Genomic DNA, 24,516 nt, shown 5'->3' on the forward strand with positions numbered 1-24,516 from the left:
CTGGCGCGCTTCGCGCTTTTCCTATTTTACCCGGTTCGGAGCCCCGCGTCTAAGAAGCTGCGTCTCCCCGAGGACAGCGCCCGGCACAGCCCGTACCCGAGCAGTCCGCCCAGCGTGTTCAGGATCAGATCGTCCACGTCGAAGCTGCCCATCATGAAGACGATCTGCGCGCATTCCAGCGCCAGGCTCACGCCGAACGCGCGGACCGTCATGCCCGCCCAGCCGGACCGGGTCAGCAGCGCGACGAATACGCCGAGCGGGACGAAAAGCGCGATATTGCCGAATAGATTCACGAAGTCGAACGGCTCGGATAGGCGTTGAAGGTAGACGGAGATCGATCTGAACGGCGTCAGATTGGCGGACTGCCACCGGTACAGCACGTTGCCGGGCCGATCGACCGCGCCGAGCAGCTGGCGAGCGAGAAGGGGAAGACTGACTTCGCCGAATTTGAACAAAATAATCTTGATCAGAACGTACAAATAGCAGACCAGCAGCAATGCGGCTCCTAAACGGAACGCAGCGGCTTTGTTGACAGGTTGACCGGGTGTCGGCGTCATATGAAGATCTCTCCTATCGGGGGTTAACTTCTCTCTGACACCCATCTTAACGTCGGGTTTTAAATTTAATCCGGGGAGCCTCTTTAAGTTTTTCTTAAATCGGGCGCTTTACAAAAAGCGCGCAGCGTGTTACTTTGTTTCTATACTTTTAGAAATATAAGATCGGCGGTGAGCAATCGATGGTTCCCGACAACGAGGACGTCAAGCAAGCGGTGAAGGTGTACAAAGCGCTCGGCGAGCCGACCCGCATCAAGATCGCGATGCTGCTCACGGAAGAGCAGACGCTCTGCTGCTCCGACATCAACAGCAAGCTCGAGTCGGTCGCGGGCTCCACGCTGTCGCATCATCTCAAGCAGCTGACCGAGAGCGGATTGCTCCAGCTGCGCAAGGACGGCACCTACATCTACTACAGCGTCAATAAGGACGTCGCGCGCAAATACGCGCCCTACCTGCTCGGATAGCCTCGCTGCGGCATCAAGCAGGCAGGTCTTTTTCGTCCTTTATTTCGATAAATTTAGAAATATAAAATCAGAACGTTGAGGGAGTTGAGACATTTGAGCACAACCTGGAAAATCTACATGTTGGCCATCGTCAGTTTCTTAGTCGGCACGTCGGAGTTCATCATCGCGGGCATCCTGGACAAAGTCGCCGCGGATATCGGCGTATCGCTCGCTGCGGCCGGCCAGCTGATCACCGTGTATTCGCTCGCGTACGCCTTCGGTACGCCCTTCCTGATGGCCGCGACGGCCAAGGTCGACCGCAAGCGGCTGCTGCTCTACGCGCTCGCCGTGTTCGTCGCGGGCAACTTCGCCGCGCTCGCTTTTACCGGCTACGGCTTCCTGATCGTATCGCGCGTCATCCTGGCGCTCAGCAGCGGCGTGTTCGTCGTGACGGCGCTCACGGTCGCGGCTAAGCTCGCGCGGCCCGACAAGCAGGGCAGCGCCATCGCCACGCTCGTCATGGGCTTCAGCACCGCGCTGATCGTCGGCGTGCCGCTGGGCAGGCTGATCTCGTCCGTCTATAGCTGGCAGTGGGTATTCGGCGCCATCGGCTTGCTCGGCTTGCTCGGCATGGCGCTCGTCGCCTACACGATGCCGCGGACGGAGAGCGAGCGTCCGATCCCGCTGCGCGATCAGGTGCGGCTGCTGGCCAATCCCAAGATCGCCGTCGCGCTGCTCATCACGCTGTTCTGGATCGGCGGCTACTCCATCACGTACACGTACATCTCGCCTTTCCTGCTCGACATCACGGGACTCAGCGAACGCGGCGTCAGCATCGGCTTGTTCGCGCTCGGGATCGCCAGCCTCCTGGGCTCCAAGCTCGGCGGCTTCGGCACCGACAGATGGGGCTACCGCCGGACGCTCACGGGCGGACTGGCGCTGCACGCGGTCATTCTCGTCCTCATCTCGCTGCTCGCGCACTCGCCCGCCTTCGTCGTCCCGCTGCTCATGCTATGGGCATTCGCGGCCTGGTCCTCGGGCCCGACGCAGCAATACCATCTCATCACGCTCGCGCCCGAAGCCTCCAGCATCATGCTCAGCCTGAACAGCTCCGTGCTGCAGCTGGCGATGGCGGCGGGCGCCGGCGTCGGCGGCGTCATCGTCGGGCAGTCCTCGCTCGGCGCGGTCAGCTGGATCGGCGCCGTCAGCGTAGCGGTCGCGGCGCTGGTCGCGGCTGCGGCCTTCGGCTACTTCAAGCCGGCCTCCGCCGCGTGGCGCCGCAAGGAAGCGGAGCTGGCGGCGAAGCTCGGGGCGCAGGATCTGGGTTAAAGGCGAAGAAGCCGCGGCTGAGGGCCGCGGCTTCTCTTTTTGTGCACGTATAGGATACCCGCGCTTCTCTTAGCGCCACTCCGTCACCCGGAACCGCGTCAGCAGACCGACGGCCCGCTCCGCCGCAAACCCGATACGGCTCCCGCTCGCCTGACGCTCGACGACCGCCTCTCCTGCCGGCGCTCCGTTCGCCCATACCTGAAGCCGGCCGTTCGCCTGACGCAAGTAAACGGATAGCGTGCGGCTTGACCCGCGGTCGACCACGATCGCATGACCGAGCCCCGGTATGTCCGCCATGATCCTGCCGCCTCCGCCGTCCTGCTCGAACGCGATCTCCAGCTCGGCGATATAGGCGTCCGGCAGCGGCATCGTATAGGCCGCCTGCGCGATGCCGCCTAGAGCGGCGAGGCGCAGTCCGCGCGCCGGATCGACGGCGGCGCGGCCCGTACAGGCGAACCGGCCGGCCAGCGACGCCGGCTCCCGGAAGTCCGTCTCGTAATGCCGCGTGACGGCGATCCCGGCGTACTCCGCTCCGGTATAATGCGTGACCATGCCGATCCGTCCGGCCCCGGCGTCTATCGCGCCCGCATAGAACGGCCGGTCGTCCAGCGCGATCGTCCAGCGGCCGGCGCTCCTGCCGACGTTCCAACGATGGTATGCCGCCGGATCGAACGCCGCGTCCAGCGGCGTCCTTGCGTGCTCGGCACGGATGCCGTCCCGCTCCGCGACGACGACCGCCTCCCGGCGTCCCGCATCGATGAGCACCTCGACGCCCGATCGCCCGTCCGCCGCGCCGGCGAAGCGAAAGCCGTATCGTCCGCCCGGCATCTGGGCGCGCCACCTCGCAGCGCCTTCGAACAGAAAGTCATCCCAGACTTCCGGCAGCCAAGCTGCCGCGTCACCTCGCGAGTCCGACTGCTGGCCGCAGCCGCCATGGGACGTCCATGCGCCCGCAGGGGTCTCCCAGCGCCCGGCATCGGCCAGCTGCCCGCCGACCTCCGCGAACAGCTCGCGGAAGCCCGGCAGCCCGGGCGCGTCCTGCGCGTCATCGGTCGGACCGGGCACCCACAGCCGCTCGCCCTGCCACAGCAGCGGGTCGATGCGGAGCTGCCGCCGCTCTTCTTGTTCGCCGCCGGCGGCGGCCTCGGCGCCGATAGCGTCTGCGGCTCCCGGCATCGCCTCGCGTCCGTGGTACACCATCCAGCTGTCCGCCAGATTAGGCGCAGTCGCGACCGAGTGATGGCCCGTTCCTTCTACCGATCCGCGCCTGCGCAGCAGCGGCGCGTACTCGTCGTCGGCCGGCCACTTGGACCAGGCCAGCTCCCCGATCGCGCCGTCGCCGCGCGCCGTCGCGTAGCCGACGAAATAATGCTCCCGCTCGAAGCTGTTGCCGCTGTACATCAGGTAACGCGTATCTCCGCGCCGCAGGTAAAATGCGCCTTCGATCGTATGCCAATGGCGCCCATCGCCGAACCGGTCCGGGCTCGAGATCTCCTCGTCCAGGGTCGGTCCGACGACAAGCGCGGGCCGACCGGCGGGCGTCGTCATGTCGAGCAGCCGGTCGACCAGGATGACGGTGCCCGGCCGTTCGTCGGCAGCGCCCGCGTAGTTGTCCACCGAATAGTACAAGTACCACGAACCGTCTCCGTCAGCTACGACATGCGCGTCGATGGAGAAATGCTCGAAAAGCGTTCTGACCGGCTCAAACGGTCCGATCGGATTCGCGGAAACGGCGACCTTCATCCATTGAAAATGGTCCGGCGGCGATCCGGACGAATAGTACATATAGAAGCGGCCGTTGTGATAGACGACGCAGGGCGCCCAGTAGCCTTTCTCCGGCTGCGTCAATGCAAGGCCCTTGTTCTCCCAGTGGACTAGGTCCGTCGAATAGAGAACGGGCACGCCATCGCGCCCTGTCGGATAGCAATAGTATGCGCCGTTGAACTTCAGTACGTACGGGTCCGGTTGGGCGGGGACGCCCGGCGGCGAATCGCCCTCTCCACAAGCGATCGGCAGCGGATTGCGGTAGGTTCTCGTTCGCAAGGCGGTAAAGACGTCGGAAGACACGGCAGCATTTCCCCTTCGCATCAAGTAAGATCATGTCGCTTGCTCTCCGCGTATATTCACCGCCCGGTGCCCGGATTCCTGCCGCTCGCCGCTCGCGTCAAGGAAGGTCGCGATCCTCGATCGGAACGTGCTTCAGCTTATCCGGATTGGCGATCGCATAGATATTTCCGATCTGCTCCCCCGCGAAGTCGAACGAATAAATATACTGCAGCCGCTCCTCCACGACGAGCCGGATGCCCGGCAGCCCGTTGACGTTGTGGAAGGACAGGGTGAACTTTCCTTCGTACATGCGCAGCAGGTTCTGGAGCAGCTGCGCTACGGCGCGGACGCCGGCAACCGGTTTTTGCGCAGCCATGACCTTGCCGCCGCCGTCCGACAGGAACACGACATTGTCGCTGAGCAGCTCGAGCAGCGTTCCCGTATCGCCCTGCGCGAGCGCGCCGACGAAGCGCTTGATCTGCCTGTCCGCGACATCGACCGCAGGCGAGCGGGACGGATCGTAGTGAATGCTGCCCCGGGCCCGGCGATAGATCTGGCGGCAGTTGGCCTCGCTTTTTCCCACCATGCCCGCGATCTCGTCGTAGGCGTACCCGAAGATCTCGCGCAGCAAAAAGACGGCGCGCTCTACGGCGCCGAGCTGCTGGAGCAGCAGCAGGTAGGCGGTGGACAACGACTCCCGTCGCATATAGGCTTCGGATGGATCTTCGGAGGCTGCCGACGCATCGTCCATGAGCGGCTCGGGCAGCCAAGGTCCGACATACAGCTCCCGCTGCCTGGCCGAGGACCGCAGCAGGTCCAGGCAGCGGTTGGTGACGATCTTGTAGAGGAACGCCCGCTCGTTGCGAATGTCGCCCGGATCCGGCAGCTGGCCGTAGGCGACGAACGCCTCCTGCACGATATCCTCCGCGTCCATGACGCTGCCCGTCATCCGGTAAGCCAGAGAAAACAACGGCTTCCGGTACTTTTCATACAATTCGACTGTGCTCGCGATAGGTCATTCGCTCCGTTCCCCCGCGCGCCAGCAGGTGGCGCACCGCTCTCTTGGCGCTCGCCGTAGCGGCGTCGACCAATAGTTCACCGTGCGAAGCCCAATCTCCTGCCACGTACAACCCGTTAATCTCAGGAACGGCGGGACCCGGAAGCTCCGTGCGACGGATATGGGGGAAATCGTGGCATACCGCGATCTTCGGCAGGTACTGCTTGGCAACCAGCTCGCCCCGCCACCCGGGCTGTACCAGGTCCAGCGTCTGCTCGAGTTCCCGCAGATCCGCCGCGGCATCCGTCTCCCGGCCCTGGTACTTGATCAAGCATACGACCTGGGAGCCGTCGTCGCTGAGCGTCGCCGCGCGCGATTGGTTGGTCAGGAAGACGGTCCGGTCGACGCCGTATACGAACTGCTGCTTGGGCGCCGGCAGACGTCGCAGCGCGACGTCCAGGCAGGCGGCCGTGATCTCGATCGCCTGCTCGCGCCATGCGTGCAGCGATGTCGTCTCCGCGCGGGGCACGAGAGCGTGCGCGGCTGACGGAGGCACGGCGAGAATGACATCGTCCGTTTCGAGGCTCGTGCCGTCCTCGCATCGGACGCGCCGCACGGCGCCGCCGGCGTGCTCGACCTGGGCCGCCTTGGCGCGCGTCAGTCTCTCTACGCCGAGCCTCCCCGCGAGCTCGCCGAGCCCGTCGGCTAACGTGCCCCAGCCGCGGTCCAAGTAGAGAACGCCCTGCAGCGCGCTCTTGAGCTGCCGCAGCGCCGGGCCAGCCGTCATCAGATCGGGCGCTCCCGCATAGGTGGCGGTGCGGAACAGCGAATAGAACAGATGACGCAGCATCGGGTCCTGCACGTTCGATTCGATCCAGTCCCTGAGGCTGATTCCGTCGTAACGCCGCGTGTCGAGCTTGCCGAATTTAGCGAGCCAGCCGGCGAGCTCCAGCTTTCCTTTCCAGGAGAGCAGCGGCGTCGTCAGCAGGGATCCGGCGCCCGTCGGCATCGTGCTGAGTCGATCCTTCCAGATGCCATAGCCGTCCGCGGACGGACGGCTTCCTTGCAGGCGCAGCCCAAGCTCCCGAAACGTGGCGCGCGCGTCTCCCCCTTCGTACAACGCATGGCCGCCCAGATTGAAGTAGACGCCTTCCTTATGGTTCGTGATGGCGCGGCCGCCGAAGCGCTCTTGTTTTTCGATCAGCACCGTGCGCTTGCCCGCCTTCGCCGCATATACCGCGGCCGTGAGCCCTGCGATGCCTCCGCCGACGACGGCGACGTCGTATTTCGTTGTCATCTTCATCATCCCTCTCCTTCGGATACCGGTATGACGGGGAAGGCGCGCGTTTTGTGACAACGACCGCGAAAATGCTTCGGATATGCATTGGCAGGAAGGCGCATGCATGATAATATGATACATATCGTATCGTATCATTCGCATTCCTTTTCGAGGGAGATGTCCGGAAATGTCCGTGAAGATCAGCGTCGCCGTACCCACGCACAAGCGCGCCCATTATTTGAAGGAAACGCTGCTGTCCATCTGCGCCCAGACGCGCGCGCCCGACGAGATCGTCGTTAGCGAGGACGGCAAGGACGGCCCGACCGGCGAGGTGGTCCGGGACATCCGCGCGCGTTATCCCGGTATCTCGATCAAGCATATCTCCAGCATATCGGACGATGTCCGGATCGGCCAGCTAGGGAACAGGCAGCAGGCGTTCCGCGCGACGACCGGCGACTTCGTCGCGATGCTCGACGACGACGACGTGTGGGAGCCGCAGTTCCTGGCGTTGGCGTCTCAGGCATTGCTGGCGCATCCGGATAGCGCATTCGTGTCCAGCAATCATTATTTTATGGACGAGTCGGGTCGCAGGCTGTCGCAGCAGAGTCATGACTTTGCCGCGTATTGCGGGAGAGCCGAGATGCGCAGCGGGCCGTACGACGACGTGCTGTCGCGGACGCTCCGCAACCAGGCCTGCGTGTTCTCGCTGCAGTTCAGCCTTTTCCGAAGAGGCACGCTGGAGCAGATCGGCTTTTTCCAGCCCAGCGGCGGGCTTGTGCCCGACTATATGCTGATGCTGGCGCTTGGCGCGCGAGGACTCGGCGGCTGCTTCCTGACCGAGTACCTGGGCGCCTGCCGCGTCCATGCGGGGCAGCAGACGGCCAAGCGGCTGGAGAACGTGAAGAGCAAGTTCGAAGGCCTCGCGTACATGGTCCATGTGCACGGCGTACGGTTGAAGGCGGAGGAGCGAAGGCTGCTCGTGAAAAAGTACCGGCAGACGGTACTGGAGTATGCGATCGCGCTGGCCCACGACAAGCAGCGGTCCGCAGCCGTGCGCATGATGACGCGGCCGTTCAACCGGTTTGGATCGGCTATTCCGTCCCCAAGGCGGCTGGCCGTACTCGTCGCGCTGCTGCTGGGCATGCGAAGGCTGCGGCATTAGGGTAGCAATCTTGCGTAGATGTGCGGCTATAGGCCGCTCGAAACGCCAGAAAGCCGGGGTGCGCTGCCCCGGCTTTCTCATTTGAAATGGCTTATGCGGTTTGCTTGCGGCCCGGTTTCAGCGCCCTTAACGCCGGTTACGGGAAGTGCTGAACAGCTCTTCGTTGTCCACGGCCGGGTTGCCGGAGCGCTCGAGCTCCGCTCTCTCCTTGCGCACGGTCTCGGACACCTGCTCCGTATCCTGCACGACCCGCTTGCCGATCGAGATCTCCTCGGTCGCGACCGGCCGCTTGGTCACTTCCACGCGCTCCTCGCTGACCGGGATACGGATCGTCTCGTCCCTTCCGATCGCCGCGCCGTCCGTCGCCTCGTCCTGGATCGCGCGGCGCTCGATGACGACCTCTTCGCGCTGTACGGGCACCTCGATCGTCTGCCGTTCCTCGACGACATCCTTGTGCACGGACACCTCGCCGGTACGTACGCGCTCCTTGTCCACGTTGAGCCGCTCTTCGTGCAGCCGCAGCGTGTCGGCGCCGCTAGCGTCGGCGGTAGGGGAAGCCGGTGCGTCCGATGCCGCTTGGACGAGATCGTCGCGTTGCTCTCCGTCGAGGTTCGCATACGTGTCTGCGTTCAGCGAGCCATAGCGGCGGAAAATCTCGTAGACGCGGTGTTGGCGCGTCGCGTCGGCTTCAACGAGGACAAGCAGCTTGTGATCGTTGACGTACTCGTCGTAGCGCTTGGCCTCTTCCTTCGGAATGCCAAGTCCGATCAGGCCGCCCACTAGACCGCCGGCGCCCGCGCCGACAGCCGCACCCGATAGCGTCGCGGCGATCGGTCCAGCCGCCAGTAGCGGACCGACGCCGGGTATGGCCAGCAGGCCGAGTCCGGTGAGAAGCCCCGTCACGCCGCCGATGACGCCGCCCGTGGCCGCTCCGGTCGCGATGCCTTGCGGCGCCTTCGTCCCCGTCTCCTCGTGGATGTCCTTCAATTCCTTCTTATTTTTGCTGACGACCGAGATTTGATCCGAGCTGTAACCGAGCGTCTTCAGTTCCTCGATCGCAGAGATGACCGCTTGTTCCGATTCAAAAACGCCTACGACATGCCGATTCGCACTGTTGTTCAGTTGATTTGCCATTATCCTCAGCCTCCTGATCGGTTCAGTTGTGATTGTTTTGTTCACAATCTCTATTTAACCGATCTGAGGCATTCTAACATTAAAAAACGGAACCGCAGATGAGAACCGCATGAACAATTTTTAACGCTCGCATTCGTTTCAACGGTTGTCGCTAACTTCGTTTACCTTGCCGCTTACGTTATAAAATCGCTGATCGTACGGTCCAACTTCTCCTTCTCCGTTCCCCGGATGTTATGGCCGCTCTCGCCGAAGTCAACGATGCTCAGCCGGCTGAAGTGCATTTTGTAAGGGAGCAGCGCATCTTCGGGGATAAGAGCGTCCGGGAGCAAGCCTCTCAACACGAGCACGGGCTTGTCGAAGGGAAACGCGAGCGAAGCGGCTGTGGAGTCCCTATGGATGCCGTAAACCGCCTCGGCGCGAATTTGCGACAATCGTCCTGTCGGAACTAAATATTCGTCGATATAGGCTCTGGCCCACTCGGCCGTCATCGCTTTGTGTTCGGCGGGATAGTCCTGGACGATTAAGGTCACAATCAGGTGGGGATGCAGCCGCGCGTAAGCGAGCGCATACGACACGCCGCGCGAATACCCGTAAAGATGGAACTGCGCAAGTCCGGTCCGCCGTACGATCGCATCAATGTCCATGACGTGGTCCTGCAGGTCGTAGCCGGTGGCTGGCGTACCGCTGCCCCCTCTTCCCCTGAAGGAGAGGACGACGGTTCTTCTGGGCAGCATATCGGCTATGAAGTCCTCGTACTCCTCCGCCGTCTCCGAGAGACCCGGACAGACGAGGATCGGGACGAGTGCCGGATCCGATTCATGCAGTGAATCGAGGAAATGAATGTTCACGCCGTTGAGATCCGAAGCGTCCGAGATCAGCCTCATGCGGATCGTGCCTCCCTATGCTGAATCAATCCATTGGGTATATCAACTTCCGACCAAGGCGCTACCGTCTCTCGTCATCTTGACGAATATCGACCGCACGACCGGACCGACGATGATCAGCTGCAGGGGAAGCGCAAAGATATAGTTTATCGATATCGTCTTCAGGTAACTTTCCACGAAGGATTCTCCAGCCAAACCGTCCGCGAATATGGCCGACATGCCCATGCCGAATAGAGACATTAAAATGACCATGCCCGTCACCATGAAAAACGATAGCGTCACGATGCCGAGTACCTTGTTCGATCGGGCAAACCGCAAGCAGAAAGCGATTTTCTTCGCTAACGGACCCACGATAAAAGATTCGACTGTAAACGCGGCAACAAATCCCATAACGAGTTGAAGCAGGATGCCCGGCACGGACATTGTGCGCCATAGGTCCTTTGTCGTCAGATTGTAGAATGTCATGAATACGACCATGCCCGTGCACATCATCAATCCAAAATAAAACTCTTCCTTTTTCGTTCTTGGCAATTCCATCATCCTCTCTTATGTCTTTGTCATTATAGAGAGGACGGTCGACTCCTCATAAGTGAACATTCTGTGAACTTGACTACAAAATAGATAAGGATCGTTAGAACAACGGTCATGGCAACAAAAAACGATTCAAGCCCCACTTTGAGTCCCTTTTTCATTTTGAGCTCATAACGGATCATCCACTCGGATAGACCCTTTGTAGAAATTCGACCGACTGCACGATCAATGCCTCTAACACTTCGATCTCGATGTCTGCAACTTTATTGACATACACGCAGCCCTTGCCCGCCGTGTATTTTCCGAATTTATCTAGTAATGCCGCGCGTTCGGTATCGTCGGGCGCAAAGTAGAGGCTAATCCTGGCTTTCCGAGGAGAGAAACCGACCAGCGGCGCATCTCCCTCGTGGCCGGACGCATACTTGTAGTGATAAGAACCGAATCCAATAATGCTCGGCCCCCACATTTTCGCCTCGAAGCCGGTCGTCTCCGTAAAGATGTCCAATAGCTGAAAGGCGTCTGCGCGTTTTTGAAGATGGTCAATCCCTTCGATAAACGCGATGACGCTGGCATCCGTTTGTTTCGTTTTTAATTCATACATGCACGGAATCGCTCCTGTTCTTGAACGGCTAAGATTTATATCCCACTCCAACAGCAGTCCGTCTAACTCAATTGCAGTATCCCTTATAAAGGATTTTATCTTGCTCAATTGAAAATAACTCGGGGAGATCCGTGGCTCATGATGTATGCCTTGCAGCCAGCCTATCTTGCTGTCCCTATACGCAAGTACTTCTTTTTGCGTGACGAAGGGATCGAGCGTATCTCCTTCCGCTCTGGACAGCTGAGAAAACAGAGGCATTATAAAGTGAAGCGAGCGTAAGAGGTCAAATTCAATCTGGCTTACTTCTTGCGCATAAACCTTTTTAATTTCGCCAGTATCACCTTTGTAGTCTCTTTCGAATTCCGCATATAGGGTTTCCGTCCACCGAACATCCGTGTAGATGTGCGAATAATAACCGATCACGAAGTCGTTCCATTTTTCCGTTGGCTTTATCGTTAAATCGTTCTTCATAGACGCCATTATCGATGCAATAGACGGCAGTTTGTCGTAATAAACAAGATGTGTGACGCCCTTCTCCTGCCTGCTGATCGAGCCCCTCGCGTGAACGGCATCCGGAGCGATACTGCCCAATAACAGATCAGGCGAGGGATCCCCCTTGGCTATAAGCTTGGAAATCCCAAAGTGCACCATGGGCCATGGCATGCATATCCCCCTCTCTAGCGTCCACGTCTCATCCCTCAAAGATAGCGCTTTCTTCTTCCCTCGATTCGAAAATGGATGATGGATAAGGGTTGGCGATCGGCGGAATTTCTTTCGGCTTAAAATATTTCAATTCCTTTATTTCTTCATTGTCCGGGGCGAGTTCTCCTCCAATTGTATGGCACTCGAACACAATCGATAAATATTCGACTTGATGACCATTCTCATAGACGAATCTGTGTTTTTCGCCGCCAAAGACGCCGATTATTTTATCAGGCCGTACGATTAACCCGGTTTCCTCCAAAGCTTCTCGACATACCGCTTCAGCCGGCGTTTCTCCCAATTCGATTGCCCCGGCAATTAGCCCCCATATTTGTTCATGATGTTTTCTTCCAAAGAGAATTTCGCCGCTCTCATTACGAATGATGGCAACCACGGCAGGCATAAAAATCAACTCCGAACCCAACTTGTGCCTTAAATCTTTATAGTAGTCGGACATCGGCATAATTTCACTTAACTCCTTCATTCGTATAGGCGATCTCCGCCCCGGCAATTAAACTTTGAAGCCCGTGGTTATAAAACGGCATCATTTCATTGGCCCGTTCAACTTCTATCCATCTGATCTCGGCGATCTCTTCTGGCCGTTGAATTGCAATTCCTCCCCCTACAACTTCTGCATTAAACACAAAAAATATCGCATGATGATCGGATTTCTTGAATTTGCACTCATTGATGGCGGCTATGCCGGATACCTTTACATCCAACCCCGTCTCTTCCTTCACTTCTCGGATCGCAGCTTGCTCCAAGGTTTCATCTTCTTCCACGGATCCGCCAGGCAAGGACCAGCTAGAATTGCTCACGTTTTTTACGGCCAACACTTTGGATCTCGTTGGGTCCGTGATTAAACAGTAAGTAACATCGACTCTCTTCATGCGGCAACATCCTTTCAGATCCATTTACGGTCTGATCTACAAGAGCTTTTTCCACTGCTCCCACGCATCCATATAAGCTGACAGATCGTTCGGATGATGTCTAATACTAAGTCCAATGCGGCAGTAGAGTTGCACGGCCACTTCTTCAATTAATCTTGTTCGATCCATATTCCCATGCTTCATCAGATCAAACGCCGAGAATAAAGTATCCGTATCGATGTCGTCGGGGGAGGAACAGAAGGCATAAATAAAATCGTAAATAATAGGTCCAGCCATGGGGGATGGATCGATAACCCCGACTAGTGTACAATTCTCAAAAACGAAATTATGAACGCCAGTATCGCCGTGCAGTAAATATCGAGTAACTGGAGGATCAAAGTCTCTGAACAGCTTGTTCACCAATGAATGTACAAGCTCGTAGTCTTCAGAAGACATATGATTTGCTACATTGTTTTTGGCATTCCTAAGGCTAATTTCATTAAAGGCTCGCCATGATTCCCGCGGGTACTCTAATCTGCCCCATACATCGTCGCCTTGATATACTTCATATTTATTGAACAGTTCTTTTACTAAGATCGCTAACCAGTTTTTCTTAATGCCACGGTTAAAATGAGTCGTTCCCTTTATGTAGGTATAGATCATATGCGAGTAATCATCTGCAGCGTAAACAATCTTAGGCAACAGAATGGAGCGCTCATAGGTTTTGAGCAAATGCATGGCTAAAGAAGTTCCTATCGCTTCCTCGAGCTTCAAAATGTATTTAAAATCGAAATCGTCTCCAAGTCGGTATACAAGACCAGTTGTCGTTCCCTTCATTTGCTCGAAATTCGTGATTTTTTCTTTGAGACCAATAGATTGAACGATATGCTTGATATGGCTTAGATTCGTTTGTTGATTCAATTGGATGATCACATTCCTTTTTAGCCTGTCAAATCTGAAGTCTCTTTTTGATCATTCTGATCTGTCCTCTGTGATTGATTTCATCTTCAAAAACATGAAACCACATGAAGTAATAATTAGCTTGCTTTCCATTCCAGAAGTCTTCTTGCTGATCTAACCAATCATCATCGACGTTTTTAAAGAGGTCATACGTTCTTGCTCTGACTTCGTTTAATTTTTCCACATAATAATTCAAATCATTGCCTCGGATCGCTTCCCGTCCTTCTTGCCCAAGATTAAGAGCAGCACCCCAGATCAACATCTCCTCGTCGTTCAGATCCCTCTTTTCAAAGGTCTCCAACTGGTAGGCGAATTCTACTGCCGCGAAGTGCAGCAACAATGCTCCTATAGAATTGCTCTCTGAATCTAGTAAAAAGTCCAACTGCTCTACAGTTAAATTTTTAACGGCAGCCAAGGTGGTGAACCTTGCATAATTCATCATCGAGAGCAAACGACTAACTTGAGGCGAGTATCCGGGGATGTCGGTAATAAGATAGATATTGTCCGTATTTAACACGCTAACACTCCTCGTTATTCAGAGCTTTTGTTTAGGCTTATTTGTTGAATAATTAAATCCAATCGCTCGATGATCCGTTCTTCATTCTTAATCTGCGTTTTCATACAGGTATGGATCGTTCCTAAACCCACCACAACCAAAAACATAAAGGCGCCAACTATGAAATACACGCGTTCACCTTCTGACCTCAAATGTAATATCCCACCACGAGATCACAGCAATGGGTGAATAGGTTGAATACACTCTACGCGATTTCCAAACGGATCTCTAAATTCAAATCGCTCGAAGCCTTCGATCGGTACCGATTCTAATATTTCAATGTGATGAGCGGTAAGTTGTGCTACTATTCCTTTTATATCTTCTACTTCATACGCTAGATGGGCTTTGGTTATATGGCGATCTACACCCGCTTCTGTACCGACATGCAACTGCTGATCGCCGACCTCGACCCAGAACCCGCCTCTCCCCTGCAACGACTCAGGTTTTGGAACTTCTCTAAGTCTTAGGATGCCGCAGTAAAAAGCCCGGGCTTCCTCTTCTCTGTCCATAGGTATCGTGATTTGAGCGTGGTGAACGCGAAGTATCAATATTATTCCTCCCATCAAATGGGTCTAAAGAATTTCTGCCAATTCGCTTAACTTCCTTATGGTGTACGCCGGCTTTGCTGTCACATCGTCCTTCCATGGTTGGTTTACTTCAATCCATATGGTGTTCATCCCGGCCTGACTCGCCCCTTGAATATCGTTTTTGGGATGATCGCCAATATATATGCATTCCTCGGCTCTTAATCCCAGTTTCTGGGCGGTCGTCTGAAATATTCTCGCATCCGGTTTTTTGACTCCCGCCTCTTCCGAGACCAGGATAAAATCAAACGCATTCCGTATGCCTAAACAATCGATCTTGCCATACTGAATCGCATTTCTGCCATTCGTGATGAGCCCTATTTTGTATTTTTGTCGAATGTATTGAATGGTCTCTTCCGCGTGTTCCATAAGTAAAGCATTTTTAACATAATGAACGCTGTAGTATTCCAGTAGTTCAGCTATCACTGGCTTCGCTGTCCAAGGGAACTCTTCAAGTAACTCCGTAAACAATACATGCTTGTCCTTATATCCGTCTTGATCCAGCTCGATTATTCTGTTAATTAAAGATTCCTTGTCTTGGGCATGCCGGAAGTAGGTATCGACAAATGATGAGGTGAACCGGTGAAAGGTTCGGGTTCGATCCAGAAGCGTGTTATCCAGATCAAAGATGACAGCTTTAATATTATCCATGAATTTACACCCTTTCTCATTCCTCCACTTGAAAAATTGAATCTACGATAAGCGGTAGATTGTCTCTTACCGAGTTTGCGCCGAATACGGATCTCGCATGCGTCCCTTGATCGTTAAAAACGTCTATCATTAAATCTGAAAATCCATTTAACACTTTATGATGTTCCTCGAAGTCCGCAGTTGCATTAATAAAGCCTTGCACCTTGACCGCTCTTTTCACACGTTCTAATGAACCTAATGCTGACTTTAATACGGCGAGGACTTCTATGCCAGTCTGTCTTGCAAATTCATATCCTTGTTGCGTGTTAAATTCGGCTCCTAATTTCCCTCTGGGACTCCCTGTCGGTCCCTTGCCAGAAACAAATATTAATCCGTTCACAATCACGTAATTCGCATATTTAGCAGCAGGCTCACTTGCACTCGGTAGGGTGATGTTCAGATCCCTTAATCTGTTTTCAATCGAGTCTACGGGCATAAGAAATTCCTCCCATATGTAATATTGGTAGGAGTTTACTCCTTTATTGAAAGTTGGTCAACACGATTATTCTTCTTTATGAGCTGCAATTAAAAGGTTCCTTACCTCTTCTAACGTTCTATCTGTTTTAAATTCAAGCTTGGGTTCAGACCAGCGAAAATCATCGCCATCATACCTTGGAATAACATGCATATGATAGTGTCTGAGATCATTAAATATCCCGCCATTCTGACAAATGGTTATTCCATGCGGGTTAAAGGAACGCTTTAATAAGAGTGACATTTTTACCGACGTATCTATGATTTCGTGACGCAGATCGTTTTCGATCTCGTCAATATCCAAGTAGTGCTGCTTGGGTAGAATCAGAAGGTGTCCATCGTTAAAAGGAGCAATATCTAAAACGCAAGCAATGCGTTCCGTTTCGTATATAAGATTAACCTCAGTCTCCAGTTGGTTAGCAATTCTGCATCCTAGACATTCCACCCTATCACACGCTTTCATTGAATTTTTCAATTTCCCGTATGACTTCAGCTTTATTCCTAACCACAAAAGAAGTTTTCCGATACTTCTCGATAAGCCCGGTCACTGCTTCAATCTCGTATTGATGATTCCATCTAACCATCATTTTACATAAATTCCCGAATGATTGTTTATAGTTCCACGGACGTATTCCCGTTCGAGATAACATAAACCTTTTGATAATCCATAGATCTCTTTTCAATACATGAGGTTTAAGAAGAAATATCAGGTCAGCTTTCTCTATCGTTCCGAGCGTCCAATCTTTATATTGAACGCCTTCCACGATCCAAGAATCTGAACTCAAAATCGATCTTAGCTTTGCATCCCGATCAGCCTCAGGGAACTTTCGTTGATCCGCGCTTCTATCCCAGATCAAGTTATCAATCTCGTAGAAGGGGATGTCATATCTGAGAGATAGCTCTCTCGCAAGTGTCGATTTGCCGCTTCCGCAGGGTCCAATAATTCGAATTTTCATATGAAATGGCCCTCTCAACCGTACTGGCGGTTATAGTTTCTAAATTATTCTTTCCATTCATCAAATTCATGTACTTTCCATTCATCTTCTTTTATTGTTTTTTCATCTTGCAGAACAGTGTCATAGGCGTGACGAATAAGACGATTCCCCTGAACTTCAATGCCTTCTTGATGATCTATCAATACTCCATCACCGATCATGGCTAATGCTGCCGCTGAATACCATCCGATTCTAAATTCAAAGCTGTCTTGAATACTTATACTAAAAGTCACTTCAATCTCAGCATTTGATTGTATTTCCTCATCCGTATTTTTCGTGTTGTTGCCGCTAAACCATTTATGGACAAACGACTTTTTCACAGGCACAAGGCTCATTCGTTGGATGTCCAACTCATAACCGGTCAATAATTCGATGTTATTAAATCTTGGATTGGGACAGTCATAATTAACAACCTTAAAGGGAAGGAAACCCGAATGATCTGAAAAAGTAAATTTGGGATAAACCTCAACGCGCATGTTGAACTTATTAATCTCCGATATCCATTGCGGGATCATAGTATCGTCCAATCGCTTTAATCGAACTGTAAGATCGTAACTCATCGTATAACCTCTTTCCGAATAAAATGATCAACTCGATAACACTAGTCAATGGACTAAGATCTGATCTGACCCTAACCATCAACCTCATTATGTACGTATTGGCTGAGAGCAGCCCCTGGCGATAAACCCGGTTTGAATAAGAAGGACTTTCTTATTTGCACGAGCGCCCCTCCAGTTAGGAGACCCTAAACTGCCACAGGCAACGCTTCAAATCCGCAGTTAGGGAAAAAGAGCTACTTAAAAAGCTTTTTGTAATTCACAATCGTCATCCGATCATTAATACGTTTTTCTTCCCCGGTCCTTTGATAGCCCAACTTCTCATAGAGATAGCAGTTACCCCGCTCCTGCAATATGGTGTCTAACTCCCAGGCACTCGCATCGCTATAAGTTCCTTCAATCAGAGCGAATACCTTTTGTGCGATCCCCTTCCCCTGATGCTCGGGCAGAATAAATATGGGACTGATTCTGTAAACTTTGCTTTCTTTTCGCATAACTCTAATGGCACCTATCGCACTGTTAGACAGTTTAATGAGGTATAAATCCGTAGCGTACTGATTCAATCGCTCGATAACGCGTTCGATTGACTCGTTTGCAGGGCTCGTTTCATAGTCTCGATATTTCTCTAACAACGGCTTGAAGGCTTTAATCTGCATGTCGTGGATTATCGATGCATCACTCTGATCAGCTTTAACAATCGTAATATTCATTTGTCACTGACCTTGCCTTTAAAGTTTTTTGTTATACCAACTTCTTAACCCAAACCTTATAGACAAGGGTCCCCTCGATCAACTCTTCATCGCAATACACTTCATGACGGCGCTCATGAATGGTGTTTGACCTCACGAGTTCATATAAAAGAGCATAAGCTAGTTTAGGGTCTATCGTTTTATAGCCATCATATAGATAACCGATCTCGTTGTATGCACTACTATAAACCCATTCATGCGCCTCGCGGACGGTCTTGAACATTATTTTTTCAACAAACCAAGATATTGATTCTGAGTTATGATCATTCAATTTCATGTGTCTTCCTTTCCTTAACTTATTATTCAAATATTCTTTTCGTCACTACCACGAATGGGAATGTTTGGATTAGTTCTACCCCGATCCATCTGAGCTTGGTCCCCTTTCTTCATTCACAATTTCTCGTATTTAACTAAAAAAACGACTGCGGTACGGCAGCCGTTCCTATGTCGGAGTTGTTAATAATCTTCATCACGTAACGGTGATTGGTGCCACTCAAAATGGTGGAGAATATCGATTTCTTGTTGATCGTATTCTGCGTTATAAAAATGGGAATGCGACGTTGGTAAGTAAAGAGGTTCATTATGATCGGAGAACTGCAGCCCATTTAACAAATTTTCAAAATACTCCATATCACCATATAAATAAATTAAATTATCTTTATCGTAAACGACCGTAGCATTCATATGAGGAGAGTACACCCAGATATCATGTCTACCGTCATTTTCAATGAAATTCCCAAACTCAATAAAGAAATTTTCAATTTCTAATCGATTGATTTCGTGGCTTTGGTATCTAGCCATTTCCTGACCGGTCCTACTTACATGGAGAATATAGAGAACAAAATAGGGTTCCTCCATCGCGTTTACCAAGTTCAACAATGTATCTATTACATTCGTCGACCAAATCATTATTCTTGAAAAGCTTTTTGAATTTTCAATGTGGTACACGTTCGAGTTTGCAAACTTATTAAATTGCTCGAACTCATCCTTATTTTCCTTCTCAAAAAAACCAATCTTCCTTATCATGATTGAACTCCTTTCCTTCGAAATGCTCGCCAGGTTCATTCAAGATCCATCCTTGACGATGAAAAGGCCTGTCAGGATTGAATAACCGCAGATTATGCCAACAAAAAACTGTCCATGGTATCCCATCAATCTCCCGACAACCAACGGATCTAATAGGACTAGGTTGGTGTAAAAAAATGAAACAAAATAGGCAAGTAAAATAAAAGAGATCGCAAATATCACTAATCTAGCGGGCGATATTCTAAATTGCTTTGGAATCCCATTAATAAAAGCTAAATAAATGCCCATTATAATAGAGATCCAAATAGGGATCCATAAACTATATCCTTTTAAAGTATAAGTTTTGGCTTTCCAATCACTTGCAAACTCAAATAAAAAACTTGAATAATAAATCAATATTATGGCTCCAATAGACCAACATAGTGAATATAGATATCGCCATTTAAACAATGATGCACCGTCCTTTTCTTATCGTCACGACGATGATTAATCGCTTCCACGGTCATCTGCGCAATTACTCGCATCAAATGCCTTCACTAACTTCTTCGGAGCAACATGGCTCCATGCTTTTATTAAAAGGCCTTTTAACTCAATTGGTGATACTGTATTAAGATTTATATGCATGTAATTCAGATTTGAAAACGTTTCTGGCACGCGATATGTTTCTGGATCCAACATGGTATACATCATTCGATCTTCCCCATTTGTCTTAACTGTTAAGATGCTACCTTCAGGTTGTATGGTTGCAAAGATCTTATTGTTTACTCGAAATGACGGCTTGCCAAAGTGATCGATTTCTTTTGTTTCGGGGAGTGTCAAAATAAAACTGCGTATATCATGGATAGGAAACAAGCGACTCACCCTTTTAGTTTAGGGCATGACATCCCTGATTACTTACGTTGGTTCATGTCGTTTTTAAGTATGATGTAATGGTTGTATTTTGCATGCTCTATCTCCATTTCTCCCCTTAATTCAAAGTTACTTTTTTCAATTACTCTATTTGATGGGTTATTATCCAACAGCGCTATCGCATTCAATTGTTCTACCTCTGTATTTTCAAAAAAGAATTTTACTATTTCTTGCAAAGCTTGCGTTGCGTATCCTTTACTACGATGATCTTTAGAAATGCCATACATCATTTCTCGATTTGGCTCTGGGAGCTCGTCTTTGATTCCTGAACAACACCAACCAATAAATTCTCCGCTCGTCTTGAGTATGATTCCCATACGTAGCCGAAGACTTTCAACTTTTTGATCCTCATTCACTCGACTTATAAACTGATTATTTTCGGGTATTTCATAGTTCCTCAACCAGTCTTCCCGTATTGCTTTTGCGACATTCCAGCCAGGAAGATATTGATATATTTCAGGTTGCCAGGAAATTTCATGGAGTTTGTCTAGGTCTTCTATTCGATATTCACGAAGAATAATATCTTGGCATTCGATTGTTAATGATTTGTCGGGCATACGAGGACTCCTTAATTACCGTTTATTCATCGAACCGTTTAATAAATGCTACTATTCGGCCCGCTTCTTTAAAGCCAATTTTTCTATGAAACTCTTGACTAGCATGATTCTCTAACTGAGTATCCGATGCAATCTCTTTACATCCCAAGGATTTAGACCATTCCTCTCCTGCCGCAACAAGCTGCTTAGAGATTCCTTTATTCCTGTGCTCTTCCTCTACATAAATTCCTTCTACATACCCTACTGGACTTGAATTGGATCCTTCCACATAGTCATACCTTAATGACATATGTATAAATCCGACGTACTCTCCTTCTACAACAGCGAGATAAACCGTGTCATTGTTGGACTGTAATAATTCTTCAAATTCATCCTTCAGGTTCGACCAATCATTATCCGGCCATAGCTTCAATGCCAGGTCAGCCACTTTATCAAGACTTGTGTTATTTACTGCCTCAATAATCACCATTTATCACGTCCCTTTTTTAAAAAAAATATCGACTTTTTCTTCCCAACGTGTCATTGCAGCTTGTCCACCAGCAGGCATATACCACCAATTTATAAAAGAATCCCATACCCTTGAACATGCCTCTCTTAATTCAAAATATTCAATCTTTTCGAAGTGTGGTGCTCCTATACTGTAATAGTTATCAGGGTTTAACACTGCTGCTTTTTTTGCTAAGCTACTATTCCAATAATCATTCCACTGTTCCTTCAGATTCTGTTTAATCGAATCATTCAAATTAATTTTTTTAGAGACCCAATCATTCATAAATTTATCTTCAACTTCGATCAATCCAAAGGAACATGCCACAAAGATCAAGAAGTTAATTTCGTAATCGCTCGAGAGAAAGACAGTCCATGAATTTGAGTCTCGGATCATACGATATTTTCCTTTCCTGCTTAAAGAGTATTTCGCATAACTTTGCCGTGTTCACGACGGCGGAGGTATATTGTCGAATGGCGACGCCTGAGTAAACTAAAAACCACTTCAAAATAAATATACCACTACACCTAAAAATTGGTAGTGGTCACATTTGATTTTATTCGTTTTTCCCGATTGCTTTTACCGTTCCCGTATTCCGCCTAATTCCTCTTCCCGAATCTCTCCTAGCGACAAGAGGGCCGCGTTGCCAACTTCGATTACACCCAGAAAATATCGTTACTATCTATCTCCATTAACTGCTTCTCAAAGTCTGTAACAGGTTCTATGTCATCTACAAAATGCCACTTGTCCTTACTGTCCTTCCAATAGACTTTCCAATATGATTCATCTAACCTCAATTGAGCAATGGGGTATTCAAACCGCCCTCCCATATATCCCGGTTTTTCCTGACTTAATGTAACTGTATTGCCCCTGAACTTATATCTAATTTCAATTTCATTTTTAAGATGGTTAGGAATTTTCTTGTCTATATAGTTATCCAGTATTTTTCCAATTCTCTTCTTCGTAAATGCATCAAGCATAATTTCACCTCTGGGTTGTAATTTATTAAATAATGTTTTCGCATAACGTTCCGTATTACGGCGCAGAGGCCTAAGGCTTCCACATTCTAGTTACTTCTTCTAATTCTAAGCCCTCAAATTGCATTTTATAGATATCTGGTTTCGTTAATAGATTTAAAAAATCCAAGCCAAAAACCGGATCAAAATGATTCATCATTAACGTCATTACAAGACCATGGGTGCCGATTGCTATTTTCTGCCCTCTGTGCTCTTGTAATATGGGATTTAGCACTGAGATTGCTCTATTCTGACACTCAGCATTAGACTCTCCACCTGGCAAGGTATAATCAGGGTCATTAAAACTCTCTCTGATACCAGACATTAACTCTGAATTATCCATCATATAAGATGCAAAATGACGTTCTTTAAGATCTTCAAATATTTGAATATCTAACTTTAAGTGCTCGGCCAATCCCTCAACACTTAGAATTGCTCGACGATAAGGACTTGATATAACCATGTCAATTCCTTCTTCGATAAGTAGCCTCGTTACTTTTTTAATATCGACCTTTCCTTTTGGGGTAAGCCCTCTTGTTCTTTTGTTTCCTTCATTATATGGTGATTCTCCATGCCTAACCATATAGATAATTGTTTTCATTCAGTTCTCCTTCATAACGTCACGAAGTGACCGGTTGCTCTTGCTGATTTGGCCTCGCATGTGTGCCCGCTTGATCCCGCTTCACGAATCCATTTGGCGGACAGAGAGACAGTGGGTACCACAGAGTTAATACATTTGTTAGATGATGCTGGCTAATCCCACCAACTCATCAAATTTTCTTCTGTGTTAAGCTCATCAGCATCCATACAGAATTCGATAAATTCGCTTTTAATCTCCTCTGTTACATATTTATTGGGGACATAAAGACCATCAATGGATATTCTATAATCATCTCTACTCGGTCCAACTAAGTACCCACTTGCGAGAACTTGGGGGTATTTAGTCATAAAATAAAATATATCTCTTACAAAGGGAGCAGCGTTCTGTGCATCGTTGGGATTGATATGATTATTTAAAATCAGTTCTTCTAATGTTCTAACGTCCAGGTTATCATAATAGGCGATATCGTTCTGTTTCTTCGACCAATCGAAGTTAATGCCTACAATTTTATCTCTTAATTTATAATCTTTGTTGTATACAAATTTATACTCTGGCACTTCAATTTTCTTTAGCGTTTCACTATGCGGAGTATAGTCAGCAATCTTAAGGTCGTTTTCATTTACTACGTGATGGATCTCTGGAGCCTTGAAGCTTACATCCACCGTTGGTCTTTGAGAAGAGCAAGAAGTAATGACCATTAGATAGCATACTAGTAATAAGGTTCTCATTGTCCCTCCGCACTTCAAGGCATGTCTGCTAAAGTTCCCGTATTCACGACCGCGAGAGGCTTAAGGTTCCAAGGATTTAAAAAGGCTGCTATCCGGTTTTATGACTCCATATATTTGCCTTCTTCATAATTTCCCATACGATAGCAGTCTTGGCTTCTACATATTGTTCCCTTTGGTTCTTAAACCGGTCTGCTAATTCATATTTTATCTTGGCATATTGATCTCTATCTACTTCATGAGTTCTTAAATAATCCCGAAACAGTAAATTGAATTGTTCAGACCAGCTACCTGCTTGTCTTACATGAATATGAGTTCTTCTTGTCCCTAATGGTTCTCGGAAATACTTTTTGGTCAAGTCGTCATTATCCGGACGATATCGAAATCCTAATGATGTTAGTCCGGATGAGACAATCTCTATACAAACCAAATCCTTCACAGAGATCTGAATATCAATGATGGGCTTAGCCGCTAACCCAACTACTGCCGTTGATCCTATATGATCAATTCTATGTATGTCTGAACCAATCTTTGTCACGATCTGGGTTTGTAATTCATTAAAACGAATTGGCCAATTATAGCTGTACGGCTCAATAACCACTGGATCCTTCATTGAGATCACCAACTCAAATGATTTATGTTGCTCTTCGCCGAACTCTTATCACGTCCCCGAGTTCAAGGACACCGAGAGGCTCATGTTCGCACAGCGACTAGGTCCATCAAGCATTAGCCCCGCAAGCATGTTCGCCTAAACAAGCGGAATCAGATTTTTTAAATGTGTGTACTTCACCGAAACACCCCAGGGTGTAGTTTGGAATTTTCAACGGGACGTTCCAGTATTCACGACACCCATAGGCCTCGCATGTGTGTTCGCCTGATTCCACTTCTTTGAAATCTAACTGGTAGAGCGAGGGGCCACCAGGTCCCAAAGCGTGAATACATTGTTATAGGAAATCAATGCCTTCTTTGAAATATGTACTAACTATTTAGTCGTATATTGAGTTCATTCTCCAAATTATTCTTTTTTATTTGTAATTGACCTATTTCAATTGAAAAATGATTCGGTTTAATAAATTTGTTAAGCCTATTTATATATTTC

At 49.9% G+C, this 24,516-nt stretch carries 32 protein-coding genes; 3 read left to right on the top strand and 29 right to left on the bottom strand.

Features of this window, described 5'->3' with window-relative positions; translation table 11 throughout:
• Positions 1–26 precede the first annotated feature (26 nt).
• Positions 27–557, bottom strand: a complete 531-nt coding sequence (locus tag PQG80_RS27315; RefSeq protein ID WP_271754976.1) for a VanZ family protein — start codon at positions 555–557, stop codon at positions 27–29.
• 179 nt (positions 558–736) lie between these two features.
• Between PQG80_RS27315 and PQG80_RS27320 the strand changes: the two genes are divergently transcribed.
• Both PQG80_RS27320 and PQG80_RS27325 read left to right on the top strand, forming a co-directional pair.
• Positions 737–1,018, top strand: coding sequence for an ArsR/SmtB family transcription factor (locus tag PQG80_RS27320; protein WP_271754977.1), 282 nt, complete (start codon positions 737–739; stop codon positions 1,016–1,018).
• A gap of 93 nt (positions 1,019–1,111) precedes the next feature.
• Positions 1,112–2,326, top strand: a complete 1,215-nt coding sequence (locus tag PQG80_RS27325) for an MFS transporter (protein ID WP_271754978.1) — start codon at positions 1,112–1,114, stop codon at positions 2,324–2,326.
• Between the two features lie 69 nt (positions 2,327–2,395).
• Here the strand turns inward: PQG80_RS27325 and PQG80_RS27330 are convergent, their stop codons facing one another.
• The 3 genes from PQG80_RS27330 to PQG80_RS27340 form a co-directional block, all read right to left on the bottom strand.
• Complete coding sequence (locus PQG80_RS27330; protein WP_271754979.1) at positions 2,396–4,393, bottom strand: glycoside hydrolase family 43 protein; 1,998 nt, start codon at positions 4,391–4,393, stop codon at positions 2,396–2,398.
• 97 nt (positions 4,394–4,490) lie between these two features.
• Complete coding sequence (locus PQG80_RS27335) at positions 4,491–5,366, bottom strand: RNA polymerase sigma-70 factor (RefSeq protein WP_271754980.1); 876 nt, start codon at positions 5,364–5,366, stop codon at positions 4,491–4,493.
• Entirely contained in the window at positions 5,359–6,672 is a 1,314-nt protein-coding gene (locus tag PQG80_RS27340) for a phytoene desaturase family protein (protein ID WP_271754981.1), read from the bottom strand. The genes PQG80_RS27335 and PQG80_RS27340 overlap by 8 nt, the downstream gene beginning before the upstream one ends.
• 163 nt (positions 6,673–6,835) lie before the next feature.
• Between PQG80_RS27340 and PQG80_RS27345 the strand changes: the two genes are divergently transcribed.
• Positions 6,836–7,810: a glycosyltransferase family 2 protein gene (locus PQG80_RS27345; RefSeq protein ID WP_271754982.1), complete on the top strand. Its 975-nt coding sequence runs from the start codon at positions 6,836–6,838 to the stop codon at positions 7,808–7,810.
• 126 nt (positions 7,811–7,936) lie between these two features.
• Here the strand turns inward: PQG80_RS27345 and PQG80_RS27350 are convergent, their stop codons facing one another.
• The 25 genes from PQG80_RS27350 to PQG80_RS27470 form a co-directional block, all read right to left on the bottom strand.
• A complete protein-coding gene (locus tag PQG80_RS27350) occupies positions 7,937–8,944 on the bottom strand; it encodes a YsnF/AvaK domain-containing protein (RefSeq protein ID WP_271754983.1) in 1,008 nt (335 codons plus the stop codon).
• Positions 8,945–9,117: 173 nt separating this feature from the next.
• On the bottom strand, positions 9,118–9,828 hold the full coding sequence (locus PQG80_RS27355; RefSeq protein WP_271754984.1) for an alpha/beta fold hydrolase: 711 nt from the start codon (positions 9,826–9,828) through the stop codon (positions 9,118–9,120).
• Between the two features lie 42 nt (positions 9,829–9,870).
• Entirely contained in the window at positions 9,871–10,365 is a 495-nt protein-coding gene (locus PQG80_RS27360) for a DUF2798 domain-containing protein (RefSeq protein WP_334219853.1), read from the bottom strand.
• Between the two features lie 172 nt (positions 10,366–10,537).
• Entirely contained in the window at positions 10,538–10,960 is a 423-nt protein-coding gene (locus tag PQG80_RS27365; protein WP_271755009.1) for a DUF1801 domain-containing protein, read from the bottom strand.
• Between the two features lie 691 nt (positions 10,961–11,651).
• Positions 11,652–12,125 carry an NUDIX domain-containing protein gene (locus PQG80_RS27370; protein ID WP_271755010.1) on the bottom strand — a complete coding sequence of 158 codons (474 nt, stop codon included), beginning with the start codon at positions 12,123–12,125 and terminating at the stop codon, positions 11,652–11,654.
• A 4-nt stretch (positions 12,126–12,129) separates the two neighbouring features.
• Positions 12,130–12,552, bottom strand: coding sequence for an NUDIX hydrolase (locus PQG80_RS27375; protein ID WP_271754986.1), 423 nt, complete (start codon positions 12,550–12,552; stop codon positions 12,130–12,132).
• A gap of 36 nt (positions 12,553–12,588) precedes the next feature.
• Complete coding sequence (locus tag PQG80_RS27380) at positions 12,589–13,452, bottom strand: hypothetical protein (RefSeq protein WP_271754987.1); 864 nt, start codon at positions 13,450–13,452, stop codon at positions 12,589–12,591.
• Positions 13,453–13,480: 28 nt separating this feature from the next.
• Positions 13,481–13,933 carry a DinB family protein gene (locus PQG80_RS27385; protein WP_271755011.1) on the bottom strand — a complete coding sequence of 151 codons (453 nt, stop codon included), beginning with the start codon at positions 13,931–13,933 and terminating at the stop codon, positions 13,481–13,483.
• Between the two features lie 287 nt (positions 13,934–14,220).
• Complete coding sequence (locus PQG80_RS27390) at positions 14,221–14,595, bottom strand: VOC family protein (protein ID WP_271754988.1); 375 nt, start codon at positions 14,593–14,595, stop codon at positions 14,221–14,223.
• 24 nt (positions 14,596–14,619) lie between these two features.
• The gene (locus PQG80_RS27395) at positions 14,620–15,282 is read right to left on the bottom strand and encodes an HAD family hydrolase (protein ID WP_271754989.1); all 663 of its coding nucleotides are present in this window, start codon (positions 15,280–15,282) and stop codon (positions 14,620–14,622) included.
• 16 nt (positions 15,283–15,298) lie between these two features.
• Positions 15,299–15,757, bottom strand: a complete 459-nt coding sequence (locus PQG80_RS27400; RefSeq protein WP_271754990.1) for a RidA family protein — start codon at positions 15,755–15,757, stop codon at positions 15,299–15,301.
• Between the two features lie 66 nt (positions 15,758–15,823).
• Complete coding sequence (locus PQG80_RS27405; RefSeq protein ID WP_271754991.1) at positions 15,824–16,270, bottom strand: HIT family protein; 447 nt, start codon at positions 16,268–16,270, stop codon at positions 15,824–15,826.
• Complete coding sequence (locus tag PQG80_RS27410; protein WP_271754992.1) at positions 16,245–16,751, bottom strand: P-loop NTPase family protein; 507 nt, start codon at positions 16,749–16,751, stop codon at positions 16,245–16,247. The genes PQG80_RS27405 and PQG80_RS27410 overlap by 26 nt, the downstream gene beginning before the upstream one ends.
• Before the next feature lie 44 nt (positions 16,752–16,795).
• On the bottom strand, positions 16,796–17,350 hold the full coding sequence (locus tag PQG80_RS27415) for a hypothetical protein (protein ID WP_271754993.1): 555 nt from the start codon (positions 17,348–17,350) through the stop codon (positions 16,796–16,798).
• A 233-nt stretch (positions 17,351–17,583) separates the two neighbouring features.
• Positions 17,584–18,057, bottom strand: a complete 474-nt coding sequence (locus PQG80_RS27420) for a GNAT family N-acetyltransferase (protein WP_271754994.1) — start codon at positions 18,055–18,057, stop codon at positions 17,584–17,586.
• A gap of 31 nt (positions 18,058–18,088) precedes the next feature.
• A complete protein-coding gene (locus PQG80_RS27425) occupies positions 18,089–18,373 on the bottom strand; it encodes a hypothetical protein (protein ID WP_271754995.1) in 285 nt (94 codons plus the stop codon).
• Between the two features lie 179 nt (positions 18,374–18,552).
• Complete coding sequence (locus tag PQG80_RS27430) at positions 18,553–19,161, bottom strand: hypothetical protein (RefSeq protein WP_271754996.1); 609 nt, start codon at positions 19,159–19,161, stop codon at positions 18,553–18,555.
• 447 nt (positions 19,162–19,608) lie between these two features.
• The gene (locus PQG80_RS27435; RefSeq protein ID WP_271754997.1) at positions 19,609–19,974 is read right to left on the bottom strand and encodes an MmcQ/YjbR family DNA-binding protein; all 366 of its coding nucleotides are present in this window, start codon (positions 19,972–19,974) and stop codon (positions 19,609–19,611) included.
• A 38-nt stretch (positions 19,975–20,012) separates the two neighbouring features.
• A complete protein-coding gene (locus tag PQG80_RS27440; RefSeq protein WP_271754999.1) occupies positions 20,013–20,588 on the bottom strand; it encodes a GNAT family N-acetyltransferase in 576 nt (191 codons plus the stop codon).
• 22 nt (positions 20,589–20,610) lie between these two features.
• Positions 20,611–21,057 (bottom strand): aminoglycoside 6'-N-acetyltransferase, encoded by a 447-nt coding sequence (gene aac(6'), locus PQG80_RS27445; protein WP_271755000.1) that lies wholly within the window; start codon positions 21,055–21,057, stop codon positions 20,611–20,613.
• A gap of 3 nt (positions 21,058–21,060) precedes the next feature.
• Complete coding sequence (locus PQG80_RS27450) at positions 21,061–21,360, bottom strand: hypothetical protein (protein ID WP_271755001.1); 300 nt, start codon at positions 21,358–21,360, stop codon at positions 21,061–21,063.
• Between the two features lie 371 nt (positions 21,361–21,731).
• A complete protein-coding gene (locus tag PQG80_RS27455; protein ID WP_271755003.1) occupies positions 21,732–22,055 on the bottom strand; it encodes a DUF3024 domain-containing protein in 324 nt (107 codons plus the stop codon).
• Between the two features lie 70 nt (positions 22,056–22,125).
• Complete coding sequence (locus tag PQG80_RS27460; protein ID WP_271755004.1) at positions 22,126–22,692, bottom strand: histidine phosphatase family protein; 567 nt, start codon at positions 22,690–22,692, stop codon at positions 22,126–22,128.
• A 152-nt stretch (positions 22,693–22,844) separates the two neighbouring features.
• Positions 22,845–23,420 carry a hypothetical protein gene (locus tag PQG80_RS27465; RefSeq protein WP_271755005.1) on the bottom strand — a complete coding sequence of 192 codons (576 nt, stop codon included), beginning with the start codon at positions 23,418–23,420 and terminating at the stop codon, positions 22,845–22,847.
• An 88-nt stretch (positions 23,421–23,508) separates the two neighbouring features.
• Positions 23,509–24,030, bottom strand: a complete 522-nt coding sequence (locus PQG80_RS27470; RefSeq protein ID WP_271755006.1) for a GrpB family protein — start codon at positions 24,028–24,030, stop codon at positions 23,509–23,511.
• Positions 24,031–24,516 lie beyond the last annotated feature (486 nt).

This window comes from Cohnella rhizoplanae (genome assembly GCF_948329515.1).
Taxonomy (GTDB): Bacteria; Bacillota; Bacilli; order Paenibacillales; family Paenibacillaceae; genus Cohnella; species Cohnella rhizoplanae.

Excerpts from the sequence above, each read along its gene's own strand:
- PQG80_RS27460 (WP_271755004.1), bottom strand. The coding sequence starts at position 22,692 with ATGAAAACAATTATCTATATGGTTAGGCATGGAGAATCACCATATAAT.
- PQG80_RS27415 (WP_271754993.1), bottom strand. The coding sequence starts at position 17,350 with ATGAGTTACGATCTTACAGTTCGATTAAAGCGATTGGACGATACTATG.
- PQG80_RS27450 (WP_271755001.1), bottom strand. The coding sequence starts at position 21,360 with ATGAATGATTGGGTCTCTAAAAAAATTAATTTGAATGATTCGATTAAA.
- PQG80_RS27465 (WP_271755005.1), bottom strand. The coding sequence starts at position 23,420 with ATGAGAACCTTATTACTAGTATGCTATCTAATGGTCATTACTTCTTGC.
- PQG80_RS27350 (WP_271754983.1), bottom strand. The coding sequence starts at position 8,944 with ATGGCAAATCAACTGAACAACAGTGCGAATCGGCATGTCGTAGGCGTT.
- PQG80_RS27355 (WP_271754984.1), bottom strand. The coding sequence starts at position 9,828 with ATGAGGCTGATCTCGGACGCTTCGGATCTCAACGGCGTGAACATTCAT.
- PQG80_RS27395 (WP_271754989.1), bottom strand. The coding sequence starts at position 15,282 with ATGGATAATATTAAAGCTGTCATCTTTGATCTGGATAACACGCTTCTG.
- PQG80_RS27365 (WP_271755009.1), bottom strand. The coding sequence starts at position 10,960 with ATGTATGAATTAAAAACGAAACAAACGGATGCCAGCGTCATCGCGTTT.
- PQG80_RS27315 (WP_271754976.1), bottom strand. The coding sequence starts at position 557 with ATGACGCCGACACCCGGTCAACCTGTCAACAAAGCCGCTGCGTTCCGT.
- PQG80_RS27470 (WP_271755006.1), bottom strand. The coding sequence starts at position 24,030 with ATGAAGGATCCAGTGGTTATTGAGCCGTACAGCTATAATTGGCCAATT.
- PQG80_RS27420 (WP_271754994.1), bottom strand. The coding sequence starts at position 18,057 with ATGAATATTACGATTGTTAAAGCTGATCAGAGTGATGCATCGATAATC.
- PQG80_RS27340 (WP_271754981.1), bottom strand. The coding sequence starts at position 6,672 with ATGAAGATGACAACGAAATACGACGTCGCCGTCGTCGGCGGAGGCATC.
- PQG80_RS27360 (WP_334219853.1), bottom strand. The coding sequence starts at position 10,365 with ATGGAATTGCCAAGAACGAAAAAGGAAGAGTTTTATTTTGGATTGATG.
- PQG80_RS27430 (WP_271754996.1), bottom strand. The coding sequence starts at position 19,161 with ATGAACCTGGCGAGCATTTCGAAGGAAAGGAGTTCAATCATGATAAGG.
- PQG80_RS27425 (WP_271754995.1), bottom strand. The coding sequence starts at position 18,373 with ATGAAATTGAATGATCATAACTCAGAATCAATATCTTGGTTTGTTGAA.
- PQG80_RS27400 (WP_271754990.1), bottom strand. The coding sequence starts at position 15,757 with ATGCCCGTAGACTCGATTGAAAACAGATTAAGGGATCTGAACATCACC.
- PQG80_RS27455 (WP_271755003.1), bottom strand. The coding sequence starts at position 22,055 with ATGCTTGATGCATTTACGAAGAAGAGAATTGGAAAAATACTGGATAAC.
- PQG80_RS27320 (WP_271754977.1), top strand. The coding sequence starts at position 737 with ATGGTTCCCGACAACGAGGACGTCAAGCAAGCGGTGAAGGTGTACAAA.
- PQG80_RS27385 (WP_271755011.1), bottom strand. The coding sequence starts at position 13,933 with ATGATGAATTATGCAAGGTTCACCACCTTGGCTGCCGTTAAAAATTTA.
- PQG80_RS27375 (WP_271754986.1), bottom strand. The coding sequence starts at position 12,552 with ATGAAGAGAGTCGATGTTACTTACTGTTTAATCACGGACCCAACGAGA.
- PQG80_RS27370 (WP_271755010.1), bottom strand. The coding sequence starts at position 12,125 with ATGCCGATGTCCGACTACTATAAAGATTTAAGGCACAAGTTGGGTTCG.
- PQG80_RS27345 (WP_271754982.1), top strand. The coding sequence starts at position 6,836 with ATGTCCGTGAAGATCAGCGTCGCCGTACCCACGCACAAGCGCGCCCAT.
- PQG80_RS27440 (WP_271754999.1), bottom strand. The coding sequence starts at position 20,588 with ATGCCCGACAAATCATTAACAATCGAATGCCAAGATATTATTCTTCGT.
- PQG80_RS27410 (WP_271754992.1), bottom strand. The coding sequence starts at position 16,751 with ATGAAAATTCGAATTATTGGACCCTGCGGAAGCGGCAAATCGACACTT.